General features: G+C 40.9%; 20 protein-coding genes, 1 tRNA gene and 1 pseudogene. 15 read left to right on the top strand and 7 right to left on the bottom strand.

The features are described from left to right. Positions 1-33: 33 nt before the first annotated feature. The 3 genes from KZC02_RS33375 to KZC02_RS20140 all read right to left on the bottom strand — a co-directional run bounded on the left by KZC02_RS33375 (position 34) and on the right by KZC02_RS20140 (position 1,838). Entirely contained in the window at positions 34-210 is a 177-nt protein-coding gene (locus KZC02_RS33375) for a DUF4974 domain-containing protein (RefSeq protein WP_409014209.1), read from the bottom strand. After that, positions 167-1,021, bottom strand: a complete 855-nt coding sequence (locus tag KZC02_RS20145; RefSeq protein ID WP_221390339.1) for a FecR family protein — start codon at positions 1,019-1,021, stop codon at positions 167-169. The genes KZC02_RS33375 and KZC02_RS20145 overlap by 44 nt, the downstream gene beginning before the upstream one ends. Positions 1,022-1,253: 232 nt before the next feature. Beyond that, a complete protein-coding gene (locus KZC02_RS20140) occupies positions 1,254-1,838 on the bottom strand; it encodes an RNA polymerase sigma factor (RefSeq protein ID WP_221390338.1) in 585 nt (194 codons plus the stop codon). 337 nt (positions 1,839-2,175) lie between these two features. Between KZC02_RS20140 and KZC02_RS20135 the strand changes: the two genes are divergently transcribed. The 10 genes from KZC02_RS20135 to KZC02_RS20090 all read left to right on the top strand — a co-directional run bounded on the left by KZC02_RS20135 (position 2,176) and on the right by KZC02_RS20090 (position 16,720). Then, positions 2,176-3,849 (top strand): hypothetical protein, encoded by a 1,674-nt coding sequence (locus KZC02_RS20135; RefSeq protein ID WP_221390337.1) that lies wholly within the window; start codon positions 2,176-2,178, stop codon positions 3,847-3,849. Between the two features lie 365 nt (positions 3,850-4,214). Continuing rightward, a complete protein-coding gene (locus KZC02_RS20130; RefSeq protein WP_221390336.1) occupies positions 4,215-4,793 on the top strand; it encodes a helix-turn-helix domain-containing protein in 579 nt (192 codons plus the stop codon). Between the two features lie 333 nt (positions 4,794-5,126). Next, positions 5,127-5,837 carry an HAD-IA family hydrolase gene (locus tag KZC02_RS20125; RefSeq protein WP_221390335.1) on the top strand — a complete coding sequence of 237 codons (711 nt, stop codon included), beginning with the start codon at positions 5,127-5,129 and terminating at the stop codon, positions 5,835-5,837. 24 nt (positions 5,838-5,861) lie between these two features. Then, a complete protein-coding gene (locus KZC02_RS20120; RefSeq protein WP_221390334.1) occupies positions 5,862-6,989 on the top strand; it encodes a TIGR03364 family FAD-dependent oxidoreductase in 1,128 nt (375 codons plus the stop codon). Between the two features lie 157 nt (positions 6,990-7,146). After that, positions 7,147-7,665: a carboxypeptidase-like regulatory domain-containing protein gene (locus tag KZC02_RS20115; protein ID WP_221390333.1), complete on the top strand. Its 519-nt coding sequence runs from the start codon at positions 7,147-7,149 to the stop codon at positions 7,663-7,665. After that, positions 7,650-10,538: a SusC/RagA family TonB-linked outer membrane protein gene (locus KZC02_RS20110; protein ID WP_229254407.1), complete on the top strand. Its 2,889-nt coding sequence runs from the start codon at positions 7,650-7,652 to the stop codon at positions 10,536-10,538. Before KZC02_RS20115 ends, KZC02_RS20110 begins: the two co-directional genes overlap by 16 nt. A gap of 18 nt (positions 10,539-10,556) precedes the next feature. Next, positions 10,557-12,101: a SusD/RagB family nutrient-binding outer membrane lipoprotein gene (locus KZC02_RS20105; RefSeq protein WP_221390332.1), complete on the top strand. Its 1,545-nt coding sequence runs from the start codon at positions 10,557-10,559 to the stop codon at positions 12,099-12,101. A gap of 147 nt (positions 12,102-12,248) precedes the next feature. Beyond that, complete coding sequence (locus KZC02_RS20100) at positions 12,249-13,913, top strand: alkaline phosphatase family protein (protein WP_221390331.1); 1,665 nt, start codon at positions 12,249-12,251, stop codon at positions 13,911-13,913. Between the two features lie 131 nt (positions 13,914-14,044). Next, complete coding sequence (locus tag KZC02_RS20095; RefSeq protein ID WP_221390330.1) at positions 14,045-15,415, top strand: aspartate aminotransferase family protein; 1,371 nt, start codon at positions 14,045-14,047, stop codon at positions 15,413-15,415. 3 nt (positions 15,416-15,418) lie between these two features. Further along, on the top strand, positions 15,419-16,720 hold the full coding sequence (locus KZC02_RS20090) for a DUF5690 family protein (protein ID WP_221390329.1): 1,302 nt from the start codon (positions 15,419-15,421) through the stop codon (positions 16,718-16,720). 201 nt (positions 16,721-16,921) lie between these two features. On the opposite strand, the gene KZC02_RS20085 is transcribed toward KZC02_RS20090, so the two are convergent. Beyond that, on the bottom strand, positions 16,922-17,155 hold the full coding sequence (locus KZC02_RS20085) for a hypothetical protein (RefSeq protein WP_221390328.1): 234 nt from the start codon (positions 17,153-17,155) through the stop codon (positions 16,922-16,924). A gap of 322 nt (positions 17,156-17,477) precedes the next feature. Between KZC02_RS20085 and nhaA the strand changes: the two genes are divergently transcribed. Then, the gene (gene nhaA, locus KZC02_RS20080; protein ID WP_221390327.1) at positions 17,478-18,656 is read left to right on the top strand and encodes a Na+/H+ antiporter NhaA; all 1,179 of its coding nucleotides are present in this window, start codon (positions 17,478-17,480) and stop codon (positions 18,654-18,656) included. Positions 18,657-18,727: 71 nt separating this feature from the next. Here nhaA and KZC02_RS20075 read toward each other — a convergent pair. Continuing rightward, a pseudogene (locus tag KZC02_RS20075) lies at positions 18,728-19,306 on the bottom strand (amidohydrolase); the annotation flags it as partial. A gap of 94 nt (positions 19,307-19,400) precedes the next feature. Between KZC02_RS20075 and KZC02_RS20070 the strand changes: the two are divergent. Beyond that, entirely contained in the window at positions 19,401-20,936 is a 1,536-nt protein-coding gene (locus KZC02_RS20070) for an IS1182 family transposase (RefSeq protein ID WP_221389638.1), read from the top strand. 129 nt (positions 20,937-21,065) lie between these two features. Here the strand turns inward: KZC02_RS20070 and KZC02_RS20065 are convergent. Both KZC02_RS20065 and hflX read right to left on the bottom strand, forming a co-directional pair. Continuing rightward, positions 21,066-21,140, bottom strand: a tRNA-Arg gene (locus KZC02_RS20065). A gap of 104 nt (positions 21,141-21,244) precedes the next feature. Next, positions 21,245-22,486: a GTPase HflX gene (gene hflX, locus KZC02_RS20060; protein WP_221390326.1), complete on the bottom strand. Its 1,242-nt coding sequence runs from the start codon at positions 22,484-22,486 to the stop codon at positions 21,245-21,247. A gap of 332 nt (positions 22,487-22,818) precedes the next feature. Here hflX and KZC02_RS20055 point away from each other — a divergent pair, with 332 nt between their 5' ends. The 3 genes from KZC02_RS20055 (at position 22,819) to KZC02_RS20045 (ending at position 26,503) form a co-directional block, all read left to right on the top strand. Next, a complete protein-coding gene (locus tag KZC02_RS20055; protein ID WP_221390325.1) occupies positions 22,819-24,204 on the top strand; it encodes an MATE family efflux transporter in 1,386 nt (461 codons plus the stop codon). A gap of 207 nt (positions 24,205-24,411) precedes the next feature. Further along, positions 24,412-25,794, top strand: a complete 1,383-nt coding sequence (locus tag KZC02_RS20050) for a rhodanese-like domain-containing protein (protein ID WP_221390324.1) — start codon at positions 24,412-24,414, stop codon at positions 25,792-25,794. Between the two features lie 133 nt (positions 25,795-25,927). Continuing rightward, positions 25,928-26,503 (top strand): YeeE/YedE family protein, encoded by a 576-nt coding sequence (locus tag KZC02_RS20045; RefSeq protein ID WP_221390323.1) that lies wholly within the window; start codon positions 25,928-25,930, stop codon positions 26,501-26,503. The last annotated feature ends 6 nt before the right edge of the window (positions 26,504-26,509 follow it).

Below are 26,509 nucleotides of genomic sequence, written 5' to 3'. Positions count from 1 at the left end.
CTTTCCTTGAAAACCGGCCCGTTTTTTTAGTTTTTATCTGACTACTATCGTGCTGTCGTTTAGTTGTGAATAATTAAATTTTTTCGAAAAGCTTAAAACTTTCAGAACATCCGTCATAGGTTGATTGTCCAGTGTAAGCGAAATCTTTTCTGATGATAATCCTTCTTTATCTACAATAATATGCTGATTGTATTTTCTCCTCAAGGACACGAAAAACTTCCGATAGCATTTCGTCTTCAAATACCAGTCGATTTTCTTTCCACGGAGCAATTGCAGGTTTGCTGATTTCGGTAATCTGTATTTTGGCGGTTTTTTCAGGTACTGTCACCTGCTCTGCGGGCAGGAGCATCATAGCAGGCTGGTTGGGTTTGTCAATTAATGTTACTCCTACCTTTCCTGTTTTTACCGTTACTTTTATGTCAGGATCATTTTTGTAAGCTTTTACATCAAATGAGGTTCCCAATACAGTGATGTCCAGGGATTTGGCATGAACAATAAATGGCCGCTTTGATTGGTGGACAATATCAAAAAATGCCTGTCCCTCTTTTAAAATAACTTCTCTGGTTTTAGCTGTAAATGACTTTGGATAAGTCATGCTGGAACCTGCATTGAGCCACACATGCGACCCGTCGGGGAGATTTATGGCTAATGTTTTTCCTAATGGTGCGTGTACGGAAATGGTGTTAGTTTCAGGAGTGTTTGTTTTGTTTTTATCTACCCAAAAGAAAAAACCAAGTATCACAACGGCGGCAGCAACCGTTGACCATTTTGTAAATGTTCTGATCCATGTAAACGGAATTGCTTTTCTTTCCGAAACAGGTTGCTGCAATATTTTCAGGTTAGCCAGCATACGGAATTTTAAATCCTCCTCTGTTTCCTCCTCTTTTGTAAACACAGTTTCAGGTTCTGATACGGCAGGGTTCTGTCCGTCGTACCAGTCGTGCAGCAACTTCTTTTCTTCTTCAGTTGCTGTTCCGTCCAGGAACTTTTGTGCCAATTGTTTTATCTGCTCCTGTGTCATTGCAAAGCGGGGATTTGCCCTTTGTTATATATAGAGTAGAGATTTAAACAAAACCCCTTAGTTGCAGAATTTTTTTTTCAGGGAGTTTGCGGTGTAATAAATTGTAGCTTGATAAAAGTTACATGCCTGACGGCATTTTGGAAAAATAACTCAAATCGCATAGCGATGTGATATCGGCAGAAACGATAGAATAAAGTAGAATCCACAATCACGTTGCAATGTAACTGGACTTTCAGTGCCCGGAAAAAAGGAATATTTGCAAAAGAAGATAAGCCACATTACTAAAATTCGTTCTGACAACTTTTAGTGCTTTTGTCAGATGTGCTTCTGCCGTTTTCTGGGAAATATTCAACTCTTGGCAAATGTCAGGTAATGATCTGTCTTGCAGTTTATTGTATTGAAAAACCAAACGGCATTTTTCGGGCAGTTGATTGGTAAGATCGGTAATAATTTCCAGCAATAATTTGTTCTCAATCTCCTCATCTATGGAAACCGAAAAAACAGATTGCTCTTTAATATTCTTTTCCAGTTCCAGCGCTTGCTTTGATTTAGCAAGTGCACGGTAAACTTCATACCGAAGCATGGCTGCCAGATAGGGGCCAAGCAACTGGATATTTAAGGTCTCTCTTTTAATCCAGAAAAGCATAAAAGTATCCTGCGTGATTTCTTCTGCAAGCTCCGACGACTTCATCATGCGATGTGCCGTGTAATACAATTTATCCCAGTATCGATTGTAGATTTCATCGAATGCAGCTTCCTCCCCGTTTTTCACCAGGGAGGTTAGATCCTCATCCGAGCAGCTGCGGTAATTCTTCATAACGTAGTAAAGGATTATAATTTCTTAAATCTCTTTATCAAATATAAGATAAAAAAATATGATTGTGTTGAGAATATTAACTATCGCAGTACTAAAATTGGCTTAATGATTAATATGTGTATTATTTTAACATTTTTACTAAAAATAGCAATATTTTATTTTGAGAGATTATCGTGCTGTTTTACTCTTTTTATTTTCATTTTTCCATTCTTTAAATCACCTGTTTGAAATTCCTTTTTCATTTTGTTTGCCTGTTTTACCGTTAAAACTTATCAATGTATGCATAACGATATTCTATATCTTCCGTAAGTTTGCGGTGCTTTACCACAAATTTTCTATGCTTCGTTTTTCCCAGAGATTATTTTTATACTTGTTTTTGTTGTTTCTTCCCGTTTTAACTTTTGGGGCCTATTTGTTCGCTCATGCAGTAAATGTGCCTTATGATGACGATGAAGGCTTGTTACATACGATCAATCAGATACATAATTCTCCGGATTATTTTTTTCAGACTTTAATACAGCAACACAACGATCACCGGATTTTCTTCTCCCGCCTTGCCAGTTTTACCATTGACTTTCTGAATGGGCAAATGGATTTCAGGATTATGATTATATCCGGATTTTTCAATTTGATTCTTCTAGGACATGCATTTTTTCTGATATTTAAATCTTTTAATAAAAACATCCTATACTTTATCCCGGTAACTATTTTATTATTTTCTCCGATTGTATATGCTACCCATATCTGGAGTATTACTGCTTTTGAACAGACATTAGCTATCACCTTCTCATTATACTGCCTTTACTTTTTGCAATCTGAAAAACGCCGGATATGGTATTTTTCCATTCCGTTGGCTATCGCTGCAACATTGTCAAATCTGGATGGGCTGAGTGTGATACCTATTGCGCTTGTCTGGCTCATTGTACAAAGGAGAAGTAAAGAAAGCCTGCTTTTTGGCATTTTTTCAACCATTTATTTATACCTGTTTTTTATTGATTTTCATTTATCCTCATCTTCGGTCTTCCCTCATTTTCCACAAATAATACCTATTGTATTAAAAGGTTTTACTGGTTTTACCGGTTCTATCACAAAGGTGATCTCAGATTCTCATGTAAATTTATTGTCTGCAATTCTGGGAGGATTTATACTGCTTGTATACGCTGTAATAATTGCAATGAAGTTTAGCTATGCAAGGTTGAAGCATAAGGGCTTCTCTATCAGTTTTCCTGAAATATGTTTTCTCAAATTACTCGCTTGTGCATTCATGATTGCTCTGGGAAGAGCTGGCGATGCAGAGGGAAGTATGTTTGCCGTACGATTTCAAATTTATTCAGTGGGTATTTTTATCATGTTTTACTTATTTGTTTTAAGTAGCCTCGAAAACAAACGATATGCGCACTTATTTTTTAGCGGTTTTTTGTGCAGCGCGGTAGTTCTCAATTTATTATCTTATGTAAAGTATCACAATGCCATTGTTTTTCATACGGATAAGCTGAAAGCAGATGCCTATAATTATTCGAGCCATTCACTTTTTATTCATCAGTATTTCAAAATTGCTGACCCGGGTTATAAGCTGTATTCAAATTACAGTTTTCCCAATTACTTTAAAAACCAGATGGCTGAATGGGCAGAGCAAGCCAAACAGCAAAAACAATTATCCAAAGTATCTGCTACAAGCGCTCTTGAACCTAATTTGCCGGAATTTGAAGGCTGTATTTATCCGGTAGTTCATTATGAAATAAAGAATTTGCCATCTTATGTCCCGGGAAAAAATATCTATCTGGCATTATTTAATGCAGGTGAAACGGGTAAGCCTTTTTTAATTGCAATTCAGGGACAAAATAAGGGCTGGTTTAGTGAGTTGTTGCACAAGGACCCTTTGGTAAATTCCTTTTCTGTAACATTTCCTAAGAAAATGCCGGACAAGCTTTATGATGTTGCTCTTTGCTGGACGGTTAATAATGTGCCCAAAAGTCTGCTGATTGCTAAAAATTTTAAAATGCCGCAATAGATAGGGTAGCTTCTACGAGGCATTACCGGAAATGTGTTGGTTATCTTGTAGCTACAAACATTTTGCTCTTATGGAACATGTGGAAATATGAATACTACGGCAATTTAGATTTCCACAATGTGTCTTATATACAACCTGTTTGTTGCATAAAAAGTGTTAATTATTCCGGCGTGCCGTCAGGTAAGCAACACGTTTAACTATCCGGGAGCTGATCAAATTCACTGTAATTTATAGTCAGTTCAGGAATAATTACAGTGTTTTTTGCTGGTTTGGTGTTGTTTGAACCTTCATATTTTCAAAATATGCTATACCTTGTATGATCATAGTTTGAATTTTGACTACTCATCATTATTAATTACAGCATTATGCAGGAAGATATCCTTTTTCAGATTAGCAATAAACTGAAAGAAGTCAGGAAAAATAAAGGCGTAACCCTTCAGGAAATTGCCAATGAAGCCGGCGTGACCAAAAGCCTTGTTTCCCAGATTGAAAACAGCCGGACGATTCCTTCCCTGCCCGTAATGCTTGGCCTGATCCAGGCGCTGGATATTGACCTCAATGCCTTCTTTAAAGACATAATTTCAAAAGCTCCCGGTGATAATGTGCTCATTCGCAGACAGGAAGATTACCAGCCGTTTACAAAGGAAAACGCCAAAGGTTTCTTTTATCAAAGGATTTTCAGCAAACAGTTTAAAGACAATCATATAGATGTGGTGTTGTTAAGGCTCGAAAAGGATGCGCGCCGGCCAATGGTCAAGACGAATGCTTATGAATTTAAATATGTTTTAAAAGGCTCTGTGGAATATACGGTCGGGAAAAACAAATACATTCTTAACCAGGGTGATTCCATGTTTTTTGATGCCAACGAACTACATAACCCCAAATGTATCGACGGCGATGAGGTTCTGCTTCTCGTTATCTACTTCTTCAATGAGGCCATGTAATCGCATACTTTTAAATATAACTTATGTTTGATCCCAATTTTATCATAAGTTCAGTATTAATTAACATTTAGATAATATACTTCTCGTTTATCGTACTTAATTTTGTTGGAGAGAATGTTTAAGTTCTTTCAATAATTAAATATTTGTGAACTTTTATTTGGTGATTAGGAAAATACGTAATATTTTTATGAAGTCAAACAGTAGTTTATGGTAGTAATCAGAGATGCCAGGTTAAGTTTTACTCAACGTTAATTTTTATATACAATACAATTCCTAAATCCTTACCTTTTCCTAAAAGTTTAGTATTAGTTCACCAATCATAAGAAATTATAAATGTTAACAGAACTTGTTGTTTTTGATATGGCGGGCACAACTGTCAAAGACAAAAATTATGTCGGGATTGCATTTCATGAAGCAATGAAATCTCATGGTTATGAAGTTGCCGTAGAGGAAATTAATCCGATCATGGGTTATGAAAAACCATTGGCAATCAGAATGATGCTCGAAAAACATGAGTCTGCCAATGATAAAATTACGACTGATTTAATAAGTAAAATCCATTCAGAATTCGTAGAAAGAATGATTGAATTTTACAGTACAACCACTGAGATTGCGCCGTTGCCGGATGTGGAAGAGACGTTCAGTACCTTAAAGGAGGCGGGTGTAAAAATTGCGCTCAATACAGGGTTTTCCAGAGATATAGCTGATGTTATTATTGGCCGTTTGGGCTGGGAAGATAAAATAGATTTTTTGGTTGCAAGTGATGAAGTAGCCAACGGTCGTCCTTATCCTGACATGATCAGGAAAATTATGCAGGAATTAAATATTGCTTCTCCTGAAAATGTTGCCAAGGTGGGAGACACGGAAGTAGATATCAACGAGGGAATTAACGCCGGATGTAAATTTGTGATCGGGGTAACAACCGGCGCATTTACCCGTGAAGAATTACTGCCTTACAAACCGACACATATTATCGACAATATTTCAGAGATACTGAATATTGTCGTAACAGATCGTGCTTACAAAACGCAGGAAAGGGAATAGTACTCAACTTTAAGAAAGTGATTCATGAGTAAATCTGCAATTGTTATTGGCGCAGGTATTGTTGGTTTGGCCACGGCCCGTGCTCTGGCCTCCAGAGGTTATAAAGTGACTGTGATCGAACGGTCCGAAAAGGCAATAGGTGCTTCAATCCGCAATTTTGGCATGATATGGCCCATTGGTCAGCCGGAAGGGAAATTATATGAAAGAGCTTTGCATGCCAAAAGTATATGGAAGGAAGTTCTGACCGGAGCCAAGTGCTGGTTTCATGAAGGCGGAAGTTTACATATGGCATATGAGCAGGATGAACTCGAAGTACTTCAGCAGTTTGCAGAAGTAAGCGCATATCGCCCGGTAAACATGTTGAGTGCACAGGAAACGCTGGCAAAATCACCGGCCGTTAATGGAAATAGCTTGCTGGGTTCTTTGTACTCCGACGATGAAATGATTGTGGACCCGCGGGAAGCGATTGCTGCCGTGCCTGCTTATCTCACCGAAAAATTCGGTGTAACCTTCGTTTGGAACACTGCTGTTTCCCAAATTAATTACCCCAATGTAAGTTCAGGATTAAAAGATTGGTCGGCAGACGAGATTTATGTCTGCAGCGGGCAGGACTTTGAAACACTTTATCCTGAACACTTTTCAGCTGCGCCACTAACGAAATGTAAATTACAGATGTTACGCCTGGAAGCACAGCCAGATGACTGGAAAATCGGCCCGTCATTGTGCGGAGGTTTGTCCCTGATACATTATCATGGCTTTAAAGCGGCAGCATCATTACCCAAATTAAAAGCACGTTATGAAGAACAATACAGCGAATACCTGAAGTGGGGAATTCATGTAATGGCTTCTCAGAACGGTTTGGGTGAAATAACAATAGGCGATTCGCACGAATACGCATTGACGTTCGATCCATTCGACAGGGAATTTATCAATACAATGATACTGGATTATCTGGCAACTTTTGCTCAGTTTAAGTCACCTAAAATAAGCCAGTCATGGCACGGAATCTATCCAAAACTGAAAAACGGAAAAAATGAAATAGTCATTTATCCTGAGGACGGAGTAACTATCATTAATGGCCTGGGCGGAAACGGCATGACTTTGTCTTTTGGACTTTGTGATGAAATAATAGCCGGAACATATTCAGAATAAGCACACACAGCATACTTATATTATTTATAGCGGAGCGGGGCAGGGATATTGATGCGTTTTTGACAACAATTCATATTCAGTTGAACAGCGCCCGGATGTCATTGCAATTGTAATAATTCCGGGTTTTCGAACCAGAAAACAATTAACCCAATATAGTATGAAGCCTACGTCTGCCAAACCCATTTTGTTGATGAGGTATGGACTAATTGCCTTTGGTGTATTAGCCGCTACCCATGGAACGCTTCTTGCCGAAACTGGCAAAACGGAGAATCGGAATAAGTTAGTTAAGGTCACGTATAATAGTAAACCGTTAGGAGAGAATTTTGACTATGCATATGCTGGCAGCAAGCTGGCTTATGATGTAACAGGTAAAGTTACGGATAGTAAAGGCCAGTCGCTGCCGGGTGTTAATATTATTGTAAAAGACACGCAGAAAGGTACATCTACAAATGCCAGCGGAGAATTTTCAATCAGTGTTGATACTGAGTCGGACATCCTGGTTTTCTCTTTTATTGGCTACAAAACACAGCAGGTTACGGTTGGAAACCAGAAACAGATTTCAGTTACTTTGGAGGAAGACACCAATGTACTGAATGAAGTTGTGGTTACGGCACTTGGTATCAGCAGAGAGAAAAAACACTCGGGTATTCTACACAACAGATTAAAGGTGATGTAATTAACGAATCTCCGGCAACGAATTTTGTTAATAACCTTTCCGGAAAAATTGCCGGTGTAAATATCAGCGGAGCGGGTGGTGTTGGTTCTTCGGCCAGGATTGTGATCCGCGGGGAATCATCTTTGGGCCTGCAAAGCCAGCCACTCTTCATTATTGATGGTGTTCCGGTTGGAAATGATGGTACAAGTAACACGGGATCAGCCGATTACGGTAACAGTGCTTCTGAAATTAATCCGGCTGATATTGAGTCGGTTAACGTTTTGAAAGGCCCGGCTGCGGCTGCTTTGTATGGTTCACGTGCTGCACGTGGTGCTATTGTGATCACTACCAAAAAAGGTACGAACAGAAAAGGAGTAGGCGTAAGCTTTAACACCTATATGTTTGGGACGAAAGTTGGCAGGCTGCCGAAATTCCAGAACCAGTTTGGACAAGGAAATAACGGACAGTACGAAGGCTCCAACTTTGGTGCAAGCTGGTCGGCTTATCCGAGTGGAAATAATGATGATTATGATGAAAGCTGGGGCCCAAGAATGGATATAGGCACAACGAGGGCACAATTTGACTCTCCGACAACTAATGGTTTCCGCGGAGGCGACGTTGCTGTAAATAATCGTGGCGACATCATTCAGTCTCCATGGGTTTCTCAGCCAAATAATATCAAAGATTTCTTTACGACAGGTAAAAAGTATTATAACAATTTAGCTTTTTCGGGTGGTAACGAACATGGCGATTACAGGCTTTCGCTTACTTCGCTAAACGAAAAAGGGGTTATTCCAAATAATGACCTGAACCGTTATCAGGTAAACCTGAACAGCAGTTACAGGCTTTCCAAAAAACTGACTTCTTCCATTAATATCAATTATGTAAGGCAAACCAGCGATAACAGGCCCGATAACGGTTACGGACGTAACACGTTTATGTACTTTTTTACCTGGATGGGTAGAAATGTAAATATAAACAGTCTTAAACGTTACTGGCAGCCGGGTTTGGAAGGAATCCGTCAGTTTCAGTATAACTACGGTGAAAATCATAATAACCCGTTCTTCCTGCAATATCAGGATACAAAGGGGCAGAACAAAGATCGTGTGTATGGAAACATTGCCCTGGAATATGCATTTAATGATCATTTGAAATTAAAAGCAAGGGTTGCCGACGATTTTTACAACGATTTCAGGCCGATGCAATGGGCAGTAAGTACGGTAGATTATGAAAGCGGGCGTTATGAAATTGTTCAGATCAAAAATGAAGAACGCAATGCAGACTTTTTACTGACCTATAACAATACGGCCGGAAACGGAGATTTCGGTTATAATCTTTCAGTTGGTGGCAACCGGTTTGATAACTCAGGGCACAGTGAAGATGTGGCGGCTCCTCAATTGTTAATTCCGGGAGTTTACAACATTGGCAACACAGGTACAGCTTTAACGGGAAGTTCAAGCCAGTTCAAAAAGCGGATTAACAGTTTGTATGGAACAGCCAACCTGAATTATAAAGATTACGTGTACATGGATATCACAGCACGTAACGACTGGTCGAGTACGTTACCTGCAGGAAGCAACTCTTATTTCTATCCTTCGGTGAGTTTGAACGGTAACCTGAAAAGTATATTTAATCTGCCGGAAGTATTCAGTCAGGCACAGTTGAGAGGAAGCTGGGCGAAAGTTGGAAATGATACAGGGCCTTATGCGCTGAAAAATACATACAATTATGCTTCGCCATGGGGTAGTAATTATGCGCTCGTAGGAACTGGCGGATTATTGAACCCGAACCTGAAACCGGAAATTATCACGACTTACGAGATCGGAACTGCTTTCAGTTTTTTCAATAGCCGTTTAGGCTTCGACGTTACGTATTACAATGCGCTTTCTAAAAACCAGATCATCAGTTTGCCTACTGTTCAAAGTTCAGGAGCCGGCAGCAGACAGATCAATGCGGGTGAAATCAGAAACAAAGGTGTTGAAGCCGTAGTTACCATTGTGCCGGTTAAAACAGCTGATTTCAAGTGGAATGTAACGCTTAACTGGTCGCATAATACAGGAAGGTTAATATCTCTTGTTGACGACGGAATAGACAAGGTTGATAAAATTGTTCAGGCGGCTCCGGGTGAAGATGCTTCTATTCAGGCAAGGGTTGGACAGAGAATGGGCTCAATCTGGGGGCCAGGTTATCAAAGAGTTACTGACGAAGGGCCGATGAAAGGGCAGGTTATCATCTTCAACGATTCTTATCCGCGAGGAACTACCGAGGATATTTATCTGGGAAATTACCATCCTGACTGGATCGGCGGTATTTACAATCAGCTAACATACAAAGGTTTGAGCCTGAACTTTATGTTCGGCGGACAGTTTGGTGGCAAATTTGTATCCCGTTTCTATAACAAAGCAGCCGGTGCAGGCCAGCTGGAAGAAAGTGCACTGGGACGTGGAGCACGAGCTCCCGGAACGGAATATGATGCGCCTTACTACATTCCAGGTGCTGCTCAAATGGCCGACGGAAGTTACCAGCCGAATAATACAAGTACAGACGGAACGTACAGTGCGGGAGTTTACGGAACCAATGCAAGGTATTTTATCAAAAAACCATTGGATCATATTTCGGAAGCACAGCTTTTCAGCTCTACTTATTTCAAATTGCGTGAGCTGTCAATCGGCTATTCGCTGCCTTCAAAATGGATTGCAAATGGCAAGTTTGTTAAAAACGTGAAAATATCGGTAACAGCAAGAAACCTGTTTTTGATCACACCTAAAAGCAACAAACACTTTGATCCGGAAGTTACTACGGCCACAGACGGCGGCGGGCTGATCCCTGGATTTGAAAACATGAGCACGCCTTCTACAAGGGAAATGGGTATCAGTCTGAATTTGAATTTCTAAACGGCAAAACCTGAAATCATGAAAAAGTTAAGTTTTATACCAATTTTGATATTGCTGCTTGTTGCTGGCTGTACAAAAGATTTTGAGGAAATAAATACCAATCCGAATTCCCCTGATAAAGTAACCAACGTTGGGTTGCTTTTGCCAAATGCAATTCGTTCAGCTGTTAACAGAAACTACGAAAGTTCGTACGACCGCGGAAGTATTGCTGCCAATTTACTGGCTTCCGATTACGCAAGTAATTTCAGCAACTGGGCAAGAACCGATGCGAGCGGTTATTTTTTATGGAGTTACTATGATTATATCCGGGACCTGAATGAGGTAATTGCATTATCAGAAGAACAGAATCTGAAAAATTACAAAGGAATAGCATTGGTTCTGCGTTCGTGGATGTTCCAGAACCTGACTGACATTTACGGCCCTATCCCTTTTCGTGAAGCTGCGAATGCCAAACTTTTAGGAATCAGTACGCCAGCCTATGAATCCCAGGAAGCAGTGTATGCAGGATTACTTTCGGATCTTGCAGAAGCGAACGGCCTTCTTGGTACAGGAAGCGAAACGGTAACGGGCGATATTTTGTATGCCGGAAATACAGGTAACTGGAAGAAATTTGCAAATGGGTTGACACTGCGTTTATTAATGCGCCAGTCTAAAAGAGTTGATCCATCGGCAGCAATGAAAAAAATTGTGGATGACCCAACAACTTATCCGCTCTTTGCTTCCAATGCAGATCAGGCCGCGCTTGAATATCTTGCTGACATTCCTGCCAATGAATCTCCGTTTTACAGGTCAGGAAATGGTGGAACAGATACCAAAGTAACCAGGCAACTGGTGGATTATCTGAAAACAATGAATGATAAACGGATCTATGTGTATGCACTTCCAACGCCGGCAAGCAGCGCAATTGATGCAAACGGAAACCGTCCTGATCCATCGAAATTTATATACATGGGAGATTTGAACGGTATTGGTTCATTCCCTGATAACAATGTAACTTCACCGGCAGGAATGTTATGGATGTCAATTCAGTACAGTCCGGATCTGGCGTCATCAAAAGCAGGAAAAGGAATCATGCTCAGCTATTCCGAAGTACAGTTTACACTGGCAGAAGCTGCTGAAAAAGGATATATTTCAGGTGGAAGTACGGCTGCGGGCACTTATTATACCAATGCGATCAAAGATCAGTTTGCTTATTATGCATCGCGTATTCCTGCCAATCTTGGAACATCCTATCTGAAACTGACCTCAGCAGACATTACAGCTGATGACACCTATTTCAAACAAAGTACAGTCGCTTACGCCGGGACCGCAGCACAGAAGCTCGAAAAAATAGCTGTTCAGAAATGGATTTCATTATATATGGTCGGTTACGAAGCATGGTCAGAATGGAGAAGAACAGGTATTCCAGCAATTCCGGTTGGCCCGGTTGGACCTGGTTATGTGCCAAGAAGAATGTTTTATCCAGCCGACGAGCTACGGATCAACGAGGCTAATTATGCCAAAGGCGTAACCTTGTTAGGAGGAGCCGATGATCTGAAAACGCACGTTTGGTGGGATAATTAAAATTGGGTAGAGGGTTAAATGGTTAATGGTTAAATGGCGAAGGGTTCATTGAGGGTAACCGGTAGCTTGGTAACCAATTCATTCTTCGCATCTTAACCGTTAACCGTTTTACCCTTAACCATTAATCCTTTAACCCTTTTAAAAATTATGCTTACAAAAGCCCTGTCCATTTTACTGATTGCTGGTTTTTTACTGACATCATGTACAAAAAGTTCAGAAGAATATCCTTCCGGTATTGAACATGTAATTGTCATTGGTGTGGACGGATTAAGCCCGGATGGTATTCAAAAAGCTAATACGCCGGTGATTGACAGTATGATTGCTAACGGTAGTGTAAAATGGAACGTGAGAACTGTGCTCACTTCGAGCAGCAGCCAGAACTGGATGTCAATGATCTCGGGTGCAGGCCCTGAGCAGCATGGCGTTATTAACAACGACTGGGAAATGGATGACCATACGCTGCCTCCAATCGTGCAGGAACCTGATGGCCGTTTTCCAACGATTTTCAGTATCCTCCACAAAGAAAAACCAGAAGCTGAAATCGGAACGGTGTATCATTGGGATGGTTTCGGAAGATTATTTCAGAAAAATGCCCTGAATTACGACAAGCGTCTTTCCACAGAAGATTCCACTGCAACTGATTTTATCCGCTATATCAAGGAAAAAAAGCCAGCATTAGGTTTCGTTCATTTCGATCATGTCGATCATGCCGGCCACCATGGCGGCCATGGTTCCCCCGAATATTATCAGGCGGTAGCCAAAACTGATTCAATGATCGGGAAAATCCTGACTGGTATTAAAGACGCTGGGATGGAAGAAAATACGCTGGTCATCATTTGGGCAGATCATGGCGGAATAGGTTACGGACACGGTGGCGCCACACCTCAGGAAGCAGAAATTGCAGGAATATTTTATGGCAAGGATGTTAAAAAAGGATACAAGATTGAACAACAGGTGTATACGTACGATCTCGCTGCAACCATTGCTTTTGCATTGAATATCAAGCAACCCTATGCCTGGATCGGTCGTCCGGTAAAACCCGTATTTGAGGGATTTTCCGAACCTGAAAATTTATGGCTCGGAGAAAAAACAGTTGCTTCACCAGTCATATTTCCCGAAAGAAAGCTATATCAGCAGGCGGGAGGATTGTACGTAGACAAAACGGCAACTGTTACAATTGCAGGAAAAGCAGATAAAAGCGTAACGAGGTATACAACTGACGGAAGTAATCCGGATAGTTCTTCCCAAATCTACAAAGCACCATTTACACTGGATAAAAGTACTGTTGTAAAAGCCAGGTCATTTGATGAAAAAGGCAATGCGAGTTTACTTTCAACTGCATATTTCAGGCTTGTAAAATCTGGGCTGGGAAATGGACTGACGACAACTTTTTATCAGGGAAATGCCCTGACTAAGATTCCTTTTTTTGCTAAAATGAAACAAGGTTCATCCTGGATCAGCCCTGAATTTAATATCAATCTGGATCAGTTGAATGCATTGCTTGAAAAAGGTAATTCGAGTTTTGCATTAAAATTTGAGGGTTTTATTCAGATTGACAAAGCGGGCAAATACACATTTTCCACACAATCGGACGATGGCAGTAAGTTGTTTGTTGATGGTAAAGAAGTAGTGGATAATGATGGAAATCATGGTGTGTTGGAGGAAACCGGTTCGATTGAACTTACAGCTGGCAAACATCCGATCCGCGTGGAATATTATAATAATGACGGTGGTTTTTGGCTTGATGCTTTTTATAAAGCGCCTGGTATGGCCAAACAACTGATTCCGGCTGACAAACTTTTTGTGAAGTAAATGACTATTCCTAAATTCATAAATGTGTTGTACAGATTAAAAATGACGTTAGTGTTCGGCCATTTATTGGTTGAACACTAACGTCATTTCAGACAAACTATTTTCTCTAAATTACGCTTAAGGCCATACTAATGACAGAAGTACACAACAGAACAGAAGGTGATATTAATTTATCATCTGCACGGCGCGACTGGTATACGGTGATTACTGATCCCGAAACACTTTCGTACCTGGAAGAAGATGCTGAACATTTCCTGCATCAGTCACTTTCTACACCTTGTCTGGATGTGCTGGCTTCATGTGAAGGTATTTATCTGACAGATATCAGCGGAAAGCGCTATATGGATTTTCATGGGAATAATGTGCACCAGTTAGGTTACAGAAATCCTTATATTATTGACAAAATAAAGGAACAGCTCGATATCCTGCCCTTTTCTCCAAGACGATATACCAATGTTCCGGCCATTGAACTGGCAAAAAAATTAGGAAGCCTTTTACCAGGTGACCTCAGCCGCGTTTTGTTTGCTCCCGGTGGTACTTCTTCCATTAGCATGGCGCTCAAACTGGCACGTGTTGTTACCGGTAAACATAAAATCATATCACTTTGGGATTCTTTTCACGGTGCTTCGCTGGATGCAATTTCGGCTGGTGGTGAGCTGGATTTCCGGAAAGATATGGGCCCTATGATGCCAGGAGTTGAACGGATTCCGCCGCCCATGACGTATCGTGGCCCATTTGTATCTGCCGGAAACGGTGATCTGGCTTACTCGGATTATCTGGAATACGTGATTGAAAAAGAAGGGGATATCGGTGCATTTATCATTGAGACAATACGTAATACTGATGTCCAGATTCCTTCAAAAGCGTACTGGAAAAAAGTGCGTGAAATTTGTACAAAACATAAAGTTTTACTGATCCTTGACGAAATCCCGATTGCCTTTGGCCGTACCGGAAAAATGTTTGCCTTCGAACATTACGATATCGAACCTGATATTATTTGTCTGGGAAAAGGTTTGGGCGGAGGCGTAATGCCAATGGCGGCAATTGTAGCAAGAAACAGTTATAATGTGGCACAAAGCGTTTCGCTAGGGCATTTTACCCATGAAAAAAGTCCGTTAGGCAGTGTGGCCGCGCTGGCTATGTTTGAATTTATCGAACAAAATCAAATTTTGGAAAAAGTGCAGGAAGATGCGCTTTTCATGGCTGATGAACTGAACAAATTAAAAGAAAAATTTCCATTGATCGGAGATATCAGGGGTGTTGGATTGCTTTGGGGAATTGAACTGGTAAAAGATAAAAATACAAAGGAAAAGGCAGTTAAAGAAGCCGAAATTGTGATGTACGAGTGCCTGAAAAATGGCATGAGTTTTAAAGTTTCGCAGGGTAATGTAGTTCAGCTATCGCCGCCACTGACGATCACAAGAGAAGAACTGACGACTGCATTAGGGATATTAAACAATGCTCTGGAAATAGCTTCATCTCTGTTTGAACTTAAAAGTTAAATTATGCGGTTACAACAGGCGCTTCTACGATCAAATGTACTGTTCATAACCTGGGCAGTTATCGCATCTTTTGGTGCGTATTTTTGTATGTATGCTTTCCGTAAGCCTTTCAACGCCGGTTTGTATCATGGACTGGAACTATGGGATATTGGTTATAAAACAATCCTGATCATTTCCCAAGTTGCAGGATATACGCTCTCCAAATTTGCAGGAATCAAGGTCATTTCTGAGCTAAAACACAGTTCAAGAGTTAAGCTGATTATTTCATTGATACTCGTAGCAGAAATCGCATTATTGTTTTTTGGACTCGTTCCTTTTCCGTATAATTTCATCTTTCTGTTTATCAATGGTCTGCCGTTGGGAATGGTATATGGTGTTGTGTTTAGTTTTCTGGAAGGGAGAAGATTTACCGAAATGCTTGCTATGGGATTAAATATAAGCGTGGTAGTAGCATCTGGTATTTTGAAAACCACTTACATTGAAGTCCATAAACTGCTGCCGTTTATATCAGAATTCTGGATGCCTTTTTTTATGGGCCTGTTATTTTTACCGCTGTTTTTATTGTTTGTCTGGATGCTGTCAGTAATTCCGGCACCTACACAGGAAGACATTAATTTAAGAACGGAAAGAACGCCAATGACCGGGGAAAACAAAAGTACGGTGATGAAAGAATTCGGGTTTCCGATTATTTGTCTTGTAGTGTGTTATGCCATACTCGTTGTTGGGCGCGATTTCAGGGACAATTTTACCATTGAGATCTGGAACGAACTGGATGCGAACTGGGCGAGCAGCGTACTTTCCACAACGGAAATGATTACGGCAATTATCGTTTTGGTCGTAATAGGAAGCCTGGCTTTTGTAAGAGATAATCTCATTGGATTTCGTCTTACTAATGTAATTCTGCTCTCAGGGATGTGTATTACTGGCCTGGCTACTTTTTTATTCGAAAGAGCTTTGATTGATGGCTTTTACTGGATGTTACTGATAGGACTGGGAATGTTTTTGTCCTACACAATTCTTCAAAGTGTGGTTTTTGAACGTATGATTGCCTTGTTCAGAATGAAGGCCAATGCTGGTTTTTTTGTTTATATCTGCGAAAGTATTGGTTATCTGGGTAGCGCAGTTTTGCTGCTATACAAAGAATTTTTCATGAAAAGCATGAGTTGGGCAAAAGTGCTGATGCAGTTTTCTTACCTGCAATTTGGTATTGGCCTGTTACTTTTGACTTTGGGTAATATCTATTTTGAACGGCGGCGCAGTGGCAAAAAGCAGGAAAAAGTTGATCTGCCATTTTCTGCAATTTGATTTTTATAAATGCTATCAGGCATGTCCGTATCATGCCGGAAGAAGATGGCTATTATGATAGAAACGGATTCCGGTTTATAGATGGCCGTCAAAGGGAGATTTTTATGATCCTACTTCAATTGCCAAATGTGGAGTAGATAATGCATAAAAAAAGGAAAGCTACACAAGCCCTCCCTTTTAATCCCAACTTAACCTTATTAATTATTTATTCGAAGTCTTTACTACTTTAAGCTCTACAATTGAGGCTTTCTGAGCAGGTGTATATTTATTATAAGCGCCTGCGGATTTTACATTTTGTGGTGCAGGGCTTTCGATTACCGGCACTGATGCGGGTAATGAATTTTTTACTGAAACTGCTTTATCTTCTGTATTAGCAAATGCAAAAGTTGTAGTAAGCGCCATTGCGCAAATGAATGTTGTGATTGAGTTTTTCATGGCTTTATATATTTATGATTCTTGTCTTTGTCTTATTTGACGTTACAAATCTAACTGCTTTTCTCATTCTGATGTAAACAAATGTGAATGAACGAACGATTGTTTATATGAATGGTTTTTATTGATGATGAGGTGTTTAAAGTGTTTTTAATTTTTATTTATCATGAAGTTTTGTCGTATATAGGTTTGAAATGATGACAGGAGGATATTAAAAAAGTGCAATATTTCGTATTCCGTTCACCATGTGTTATGAAAATTTGCCAAATGCTTTATTGTCCAATTATTTAATGCTTCCAATTGTCTTTTACTTACTTTTACCTATATGGTCAGAAGCATTAATTTAAAGTCCTTTAAGGAATTTTTACAATCCGGGTCAATAGGAGGAGTTATCCTGATTGCATGTGTATTTGTTTCTCTTATCATAGCAAATTCTTCGTTGGGTTCTGCATTTGAAAAATTACTATTAACGGAACTTGGATTTAATTCAGAAAGCGTTCATTTGAGATATCCCGTTTTGTTGTGGATCAACGACGGCTTAATGGCTGTTTTTTTTCTGATGGTTGGGCTGGAAATAAAACGTGAGCTGGTTGAAGGTGAATTGTCGTCTTTTAAAAAAGCCTCATTACCGATTTTTGCTGCACTGGGAGGAGTTATTGCTCCGGCTACAATTTACTTCATTCTCAATAGAAATACCGAAACTGCTGCTGGCTGGGGTATTCCGATGGCAACGGATATTGCTTTTGCTATTGCTGTTATTACCATGCTGGGGAAAAGGGTACCTGCGTCGTTAAAGATATTTCTGGCAGCGCTGGCCATTGTGGATGATCTGATGGCTATTCTGGTCATTGCCATATTTTATTCTTCCAACTTGCATTATACTTATTTGATATATGCAGGAGGGATTTTTGCTGCATTGCTTGTAATGAATAAAATTGGCGTCAAAAATCTGGCGGCTTATCTTATTCCAGGTCTATTTATTTGGTATTTTATTCATCATTCGGGTGTGCATGCCACCATTGCTGGTGTATTGACTGCATTTGCTATTCCCACTTTGCCTGATGCCAAGGAATCTCCATTAGAAAAACTGGAACATATTCTGGTAAACCCTGTGAATTTTGTTATTATGCCACTATTTGCACTGGCTAATACAAACATTCGTTTTGAACCTGAAATGATTGGAGGGCTCACTACGACTTTGGGATTGGGAATTATCTTTGGACTTGTAATCGGTAAGCCTCTGGGGATTTCCTTACTTTCCTGGCTTAGTGTAAAAGCAGGAATTTGCAGTAAGCCAACCGGTGCACAATGGAGTCAGATCATCGGTGTTGGGATGCTGGGTGGTATAGGTTTCACAATGTCCGTTTTTATTGCTCTGTTGTCATTTCCGGGCATGCATTTGATTCTGGCAGAAGCCAAGTTTTCAATACTTTGCGGTTCAATATTATCGGGAGTTTTGGGATATGTAGTATTGGTGAGGTTACACAGAGATTCACAGAGATAAAAAGAGAGCCACAAAGAATATAAAAACTCTGTGGCTCTCTTTTTTTACTCAGTGGTTCTCTGTGCAACCTACTACCTACGAAAAACCGTCTCCCCGGCAATGACCGTCCGCAACGTTTTAATATCTCTTAATTCGTTCTCAGCCACTTTCATAATATCTTTTTCAAGAATTACGAAATCCGCCCATTTACCCTTCTCAATACTTCCACGGTTTTTGTCTTCAAAATTGGCATAAGCAGCCCAGATCGTCATGCCGCGCAAAGCATCTTCCCGGCTCACTGCGTTTTCCATTTGAAAACCACCCGGAGGAAATCCTTTTGCATCCTTTCTGGCCACTGCCGAATTGAAACCAAATAATGGATTGAAATGCTCCACAGGAAAATCACTTCCGAAAGCTATATTCCCATTTTGTTTGAGCAAATCCTTAAAGGCATACGCGGTTTTCACTCTTTCTTTTCCAAGCCTTGCTTCCGCCCAATACATATCCGAAGTAGCGTGCGTAGGTTGTACGGAAGGAATAACACTGAATTTTCCAAACTTTGAAATGTCCTCGGGTGATACTATCTGTGCGTGTTCAATCCGCCAGCGACGATCATTTTTGCCTTTCAGGTACTTACCGTAAAGATTCAAAACCAGCCTGTTTGCTGAGTCGAGGCTGTCTCAAAAAGGCAGTCTTTTTTCATGTTTATTGAGTTGTTTATTTTTCTGAAATTGATTATCTTTAGGTATAAGCAAATCAGGAAAAATGGGACGCCGACAGCCTACTTTCAAACCTTATCATCAACATCAGTTGATGCTCTTACCCCCAAGTTTAGATGAGTTGATACCCAAAGATCATGCTTGTCGTGTGGTTAATGATATCGTAAACAGGATCAGTTTAGAGCCGTTGAATGCTGCTTATCATACAACAGGCTCATCCAGTTATCATCCCCAGATGCTATTGAAAGTCTTGGTTTACGGCTACGTGAGCAACATTTATTCGAGTAGGAAGTTAGAAGCAGCTTGCAAGGAGAGCATCTACTTTATGTACCTGAGCTCGATGAGCTATCCTGATCATAACACAATTAACCGGTTCCGGGGCGTACGTTTGAAAAATGCACTGCGTGCTGTTTTTGAGCAGGTGGTGGAGCTGCTTGCTCTGGAAGGATTTTTGAGTATTGAAGAAGTGTACACAGATGGCACGAAAATCGAGGCTAATGCCAATAAATATACTTTTGTGTGGAAGAAGGCGATTACGACCAATAAGGAAAAGATGAAAAAGCAGCTGGCCCATATCTGGGAATATGCTCAGAGTGTTGCTGCCAGTGAAGATAACCTACCAGATCCACCAGACCTGACTACGATCAATAAAGAAAAAGTCCAGCAGACTGTTGATAAACTCAATCAGGTGCTGGCTGGAAAAGACAATGTAGACAAGAAGATGAAGGCCAAACTGGGGTATGTTACCAAACATTATCCGGTCAATATCGAACGTTACGAAAAGCAGGAGGCTATTTTAGGCGAGCGGAATAGTTACAGTAAGACTGATATTGACGCCACATTTATGCGTCTGAAAGAAGATCACATGAAAAATGGTCAGCTTAAACCGGCCTACAATGTGCAAATATCAACTTCGAACCAGTTTATTGTCAATTACACGATCCATTCTAATACGACTGATACCAACACACTTGCAGAGCATCTTCAACAACATGAAAACAGTTTTGGTGCATCACCCAAATGTTTGACTGCCGATGCTGGCTACGGCTCGGAAGAAAATTATACTTTGCTGGAAGGGAAAAATGTAACTGCTTATGTAAAGTATAGCCTCTTTGATAAGCGTCAAAATCGCGCCTACAATAAAAAGCACCCATTCAGTGCTGATAAGCTTTTTTACAACGCTGCGGCAGATCATTATATCTGTCCAATGGGCCAGAAGATGCGCTACATTGGTAACAGCAAACGCAAAACAGTCACGGGTTTTGAGCAGACAGCCAAACTCTACAAGGCTATCAATTGTCAGGGATGTCCACTAAACGGTGTCTGTCACAAGTCGAAAAGTGAAAGGATTATTCAGGTCAATGTGAATTTGGAACGACAGAAAAAGAAAGCAGACGAACTTTTGAAAAGTGAAGAAGGTATTGAAAAACGAAAGAAGCGATGTTTTGATGTAGAACCTGTCTTTGGTAATATTAAAAATAACCACGGATTCCGCCGGTTTATGCTTCGTGGTAAGCACAAGGTCGAAATTGAGTGGGGATTGCTTGCAATAGCACAGAATATTAGAAAAAGGGCTGCATAAAGGTCCTATTTTCGTCATATTCTGTTATATAGCCTTGTTAGCTTTAACAATGCTACCAAACCACCAAATCCTAATACAAGAAAATCGAAACGAATGAGGGCACCTCAATTTGAATTTGAGACGCCCTCTTGGTGACCGCGACGGGAATCGAACCCATATCTAGAGTTTAGGAAACTCCTATTCTATCCGTTGAACTACGCAGTCTTAATTTTCAACGTTTAATCCACGATTTGCGATAGCTATCTTAAAGTGGCTTAATCATCAATCGGGGTGCAAAACTCGTGAAAATTCGTTTGAATTACAAACACTTAATCTTCTGTTTCTACAGGAGTATATCCCAGATCAAGCCAATTCGGATAAATAGCAAAGTGTTTTTCCTTTACCATCTTGAAAATTACGCTGCGTAACTCATCAATATTCTCCTTTTTCTGGGCTGAAATAAATACAACTTTTTCTGCCTTGTCAACAAGATAACTCTTTTTCAGCTGTTCCAGAATGCTTTGTGCAGTCGCAACGGGCTGATCTTCGTCTTCCAGTTCTTCATCCTGATGAGCTGGCTTGTAAAGGTCAATCTTGTTGAAAACCAGGATTGTTGGTTTATCGGCAGCGCCAATTTCAACCAGCGTTTTATTTACAACATCCAGATGTTCTTCAAAAGAAACATGGGAAATATCTACAATGTGTAATAAAATATCCGCTTCACGTACCTCGTCCAATGTCGATTTAAACGACTCGATCAGCATGGTTGGCAGTTTGCGTATAAATCCAACGGTATCGGTGAGCAGGAAAGGAATATTTTCCATATTCACTTTACGAACAGTCGAATCCACGGTAGCAAACAGTTTATTTTCTGCAAATACATCCGCTTTGGACAGGCTGTTCATCAGTGTGGATTTTCCAACATTGGTATATCCCACAATGGCTACCCGCACCAGACGGTCACGCTCTTTACGACGTGTTGAACTCTGGCGGTCTACTTTTTCAAGTTTCTCTTTCAGGAATGCGATCCTTTCCTTGATAATACGCCTATCCGTTTCCAGCTCGGTTTCACCCGGACCGCGCATCCCTACTCCTACCCCTGACTGACGGCTTAAGTGAGTCCATAAACGTGTCAGACGCGGGTACATATACTGGTATTGCGCCAGCTCAACCTGCAATTTGGATTGGGCAGTATGGGCACGCATAGCGAAGATATCCAGGATCAGCAAACTTCTGTCGATCACTTTAATATCCTTAAAAACAAGTTCCAGGTTACGTACCTGCGACGGGCTCAGGTCATCGTCATAAATGACCATGTCCACCGGATTTGCAGTAACGAAAATGGAAATTTCTTCCAGTTTACCTTTTCCAGTATAAGTCTTTATATCAGGACGTTCAAGATTCTGTGTGAAGGTTTTAACTGTTTTAACATTCAGTGTAGTGGCCAGGAATTCAAGTTCTTCCAGGTATTCCTTTGTTTTTTCGGCTGATTGTTTCTGTGTACTGACAGCTACCAGAATAGCTGTTTCCTGCTCTACGGCAGTTGAATATGACTTTTTCTTTTCTATCATGCACTAATCTTTATTTTCTTAAATGACGGCAAAGCGGCAAATTCCTGCCTGTATTTACCTCAAAGCGTAGATTGGCAACGGTTTAATGCGCCCAAAAGTTCATGCGCCTGTGTGGTGAAATTACATTTTCCATTTATATAAATCCATTTTTTTGTTTGAATATTAAAAAAACAGTTTTGTATCTTTGCCAAAATTCTAAGCCTATGTTGGTGGTCATCCTCGGCTAATCATAGCCAATCCGTCATTCCGGTCCTTTTACAGGACTCAGTTTCTGCAGACTGCTTACGTTTGCAGTTTTATCTTTTTTATACTTCAAACAGATTATTTCACCCATGAAAAAGTGGTTTCAACTGCTTAGACAGGCTATTAGTGGCTCCGAGGAAAGTTTTACGGAAGGGAGCATCAATCGCGCTATATTTTTATTATCAGTACCCATGATCCTGGAAATGGTCATGGAATCTCTTTTTGCCGTTGTCGATATCTTTTTTGTTTCCAAAGTCAGTATAGAAGCTGTTGCAACTGTCGGGCTTACCGAATCGGTTATCACACTGGTTTATTCCGTGGCCATCGGATTGAGCACTGCTGCTACCGCAACCATTGCAAGGCGTGTCGGGGAAGGCAATACCAAACAGGCAAGGCGTGCGATCGGGCAGGTTATTCTTATTTCTTTGGCCATATCTTCGGTAGTGGCGGTAATCGGCACCACTTTCGCGGGTGATATTCTGCGGATTATGGGAGCAGATTCCGGAGTAATTAAAACGGGGACAAACTTTGCAAGGATCCAGTTTCTAAGCAGCCCGGTGGTGATATTACTGTATTCACTGAGCGGTGCATTACGTGGCGCAGGTTTGGCATCAACCGCCATGCGTTCATTAATTATTGCCAATTGTTTTAATATGATCCTTGGCCCGTTACTGATTTTCGGCGTCGGACCTTTTCCTGAACTGGGTGTAACCGGAGCCGCTCTGGCAACTGCCATGGGACGTTCAATCGGTGTTGCATACCAGCTTTATTCACTTGCGAAAGTCAATAAAACACTGGCGCTGGTTTGGGAAGACCTTCGTCCGCACAGGGAAACGATCAGAACCATGATCAAAGTGGCAGCAGGTGGAACAGGGCAATTTCTGGTTTCATCTGCGAGCTGGATTTTCCTGACACGTATTCTGGCAGAATTTGGAAGCGATGTGGTGGCGGGTTACACCATTGCCATCCGCGTCATTATGTTTACATTATTACCAGCATGGGGACTGGCGAATGCGGCAGCAACATTGGTCGGGCAGAATTTGGGTGCCAAACAACCTGAACGCGCAGAAGCATCGGTGTGGCGTTGTGCTTTGTTCAATCTGATTTTTCTGGTAGGTATTTCGCTGTTTATGTTCATTTGGGCCGAAGCTATTGTGGGCTGGTTTACGACTGACGCTCATGTGATAGCAACCGGAAAGCTGGCACTGAGAGTGGTTTGTCTTGGTTATGGTTTTTACGCATATAGTATGGTGGTTATCCAGTCGCTGAATGGCGCAGGAGATACCAAAACGCCGACAGTCCTGAACCTGATATGTTTCTGGATGATCCAGATTCCGGTCGCTTATGTGTTGGCAATGGTACTGAACTTTGGCCCGGTTGGCGTATTTGCAGCGGTTCCTATTGCTGAATCGATTCTTGCATTACTGGGAATCTGGCGGTTCAGGATTGGCGGATGGAAATTGATCCAGGTTTAGAATCTCCATTTTGTATTAAAGAATGAGATAAGAGAACCAGCAGAAACTAAAAGACGTTTTTTGTTGGTTTGTAGTGAATGTAATGTTGTTATATCCCTGACGGGATTGAAAATATTCTTTTTACCAAAATCCTGTTAGGGATGCAACAATAAACGGTCATTATATACTAATCACCTATATGACAATCAAACATCTAAGAATTTCTGAATGAAAATTGAACAAATATATACGGGCTGTCTGGCTCAGGGAGCTTATTTTATTTTCTCGAACGGTGAAGCAGCCGTTATTGATCCGTTGCGGGAAGTACAGACCTATATCAGAAAGGCTGAAAAAGTTGGTGCTAAAATCAAATACGTTTTTGAAACCCATTTTCACGCCGATTTTGTATCCGGGCATCTGGACCTTTCTGAAAAAACAGATTCAGTTATTGTGTATGGCCCGGGTGCCAAAACAGGTTTTAAAGCACATGTTGCCAGAGATCATGAAGAATTTCAAGTTGGTGAAATAATCATTAAAGCGCTGCATACGCCGGGGCACACTTTAGAATCGACCAGTTATTTATTACTTGATAAAAATAGAAAACCCACTGCATTATTCAGTGGCGACACGCTTTTTATTGGTGATGTCGGCCGCCCGGATCTAGCCCAAAAAGGTGACCTGACTATGGAAGACCTTGCAGGAATTTTGTATGATAGCCTGCGTTCTAAAATTATGACTTTGCCCGATGATGTGATCGTATATCCGGCACATGGCGCTGGTTCTGCATGTGGAAAGAATATGAGCAAGGAAACTTCGGATACGCTTGGCAATCAGAAGAAGTTCAATTATGCGCTGCGGGCAGATATGACGAAAGAAGAGTTTATCCAGGAAGTTACTGACGGATTAGCTGAACCGCCGCAATATTTTCCGGAAAATGTAAAAATGAACCGTGACGGCGTGGAAAGTATCGACCAGGTTCTGGAACGTGGAGATCAGGCTTTATCCGCCGAAGCATTTGAAGCAAAAGCAAATAACACAGGGGCATTGATACTGGACACCAGAAATGCAGCTGATTTTGCAAAAGGTTTCATTCCAAATTCAATAAACATTGGCATTGACGGCGGTTTTGCTCCGTGGGTTGGTGCGTTAATTCCTGATTTAAAACAGAATCTGTTGATTGTGGCCCAGCCTGACCAGGAAGAAGAAGTAGTAACCCGACTGGCAAGGGTTGGATATGATTATACGATCGGCTACCTGAACGGTGGATTTGATGTCTGGAAAAAATCAGAAAAAGAAACGGACACAATCCAGTCAATCAATGCTGCTGAATTTGCGGAAAAATATAAAACCGGAACGCTAAAAATCGTTGACGTAAGAAAACCTGATGAATTTGAAGAGGGACATATTAAAGGGGCTTCGAATTTACCTCTGGACAATATCAATGAGCTGATGGATGAATTTTCGAAAAATGAAACACTTTATGTTCATTGTGCCGGCGGCTACCGTTCTATGATCGCCGCTTCTATATTAAAATCCAGAGGATTTGATGATGTAGTCAATATTGAAGGCGGATTTGGTGCTGTTTCGAAAACGGATGTGGCGGTTGAATAGATAATAATACGTATGCTTTGGATTCCGTTTTAATAGGATTCCGTTTCCGTTGGATGGATTCCAAGGGCGATGCCCCTGGCTGAGATATGAGGCCCTTTCAGGGCGGTTGGGTATAATAGAAAACGTTGTTATAATGGAAATTCTTGAATTTATCCGAAAACCATGGCCGTGGTATGTTGCAGGGCCGTTGATCGGGCTTACTGTTCCGATACTCTTGCTTTTGGGTAATAAATCCTTTGCCATATCTTCTTCTCTGCGCCATATCTGTGCGGCGGTTATTCCTGCCAATATTTCATTTTTTAAATACGACTGGCGGAAAGAAGCATGGAATTTATTCTTTGTTGCCGGTATTACGCTTGGTGGTTTCGTTGCTACTTTCTGGCTTGCTAATCCGGATACGATCGTCATTTCAAAAGCTACGCAAACCTCTCTTGTTACATTAGGTATTACAGATTTTGCCGGGTTAATGCCTTCGGATATATTTTCAGTAGCTAATATCTTTACTTTAAAAGGGCTGATATTCTTCGTTTTGGGAGGTTTTCTGGTAGGATTTGGAACACGTTATGCCGGTGGCTGCACTTCCGGTCACGCGATTATGGGGTTGTCTAATTTACAATGGCCATCTCTCGTAGCCACAATCAGTTTTATGGCCGGCGGTTTTGCATGTACGCATCTACTGCTTCCGTTTTTACTTCAATTGGTAAAATGAAATTCA

The sequence above is a fragment of the Dyadobacter sp. NIV53 genome (assembly GCF_019711195.1).
Lineage (GTDB): Bacteria > Bacteroidota > Bacteroidia > Cytophagales > Spirosomataceae > Dyadobacter.
This window is presented reverse-complemented; position numbering and strand designations above follow the sequence as displayed.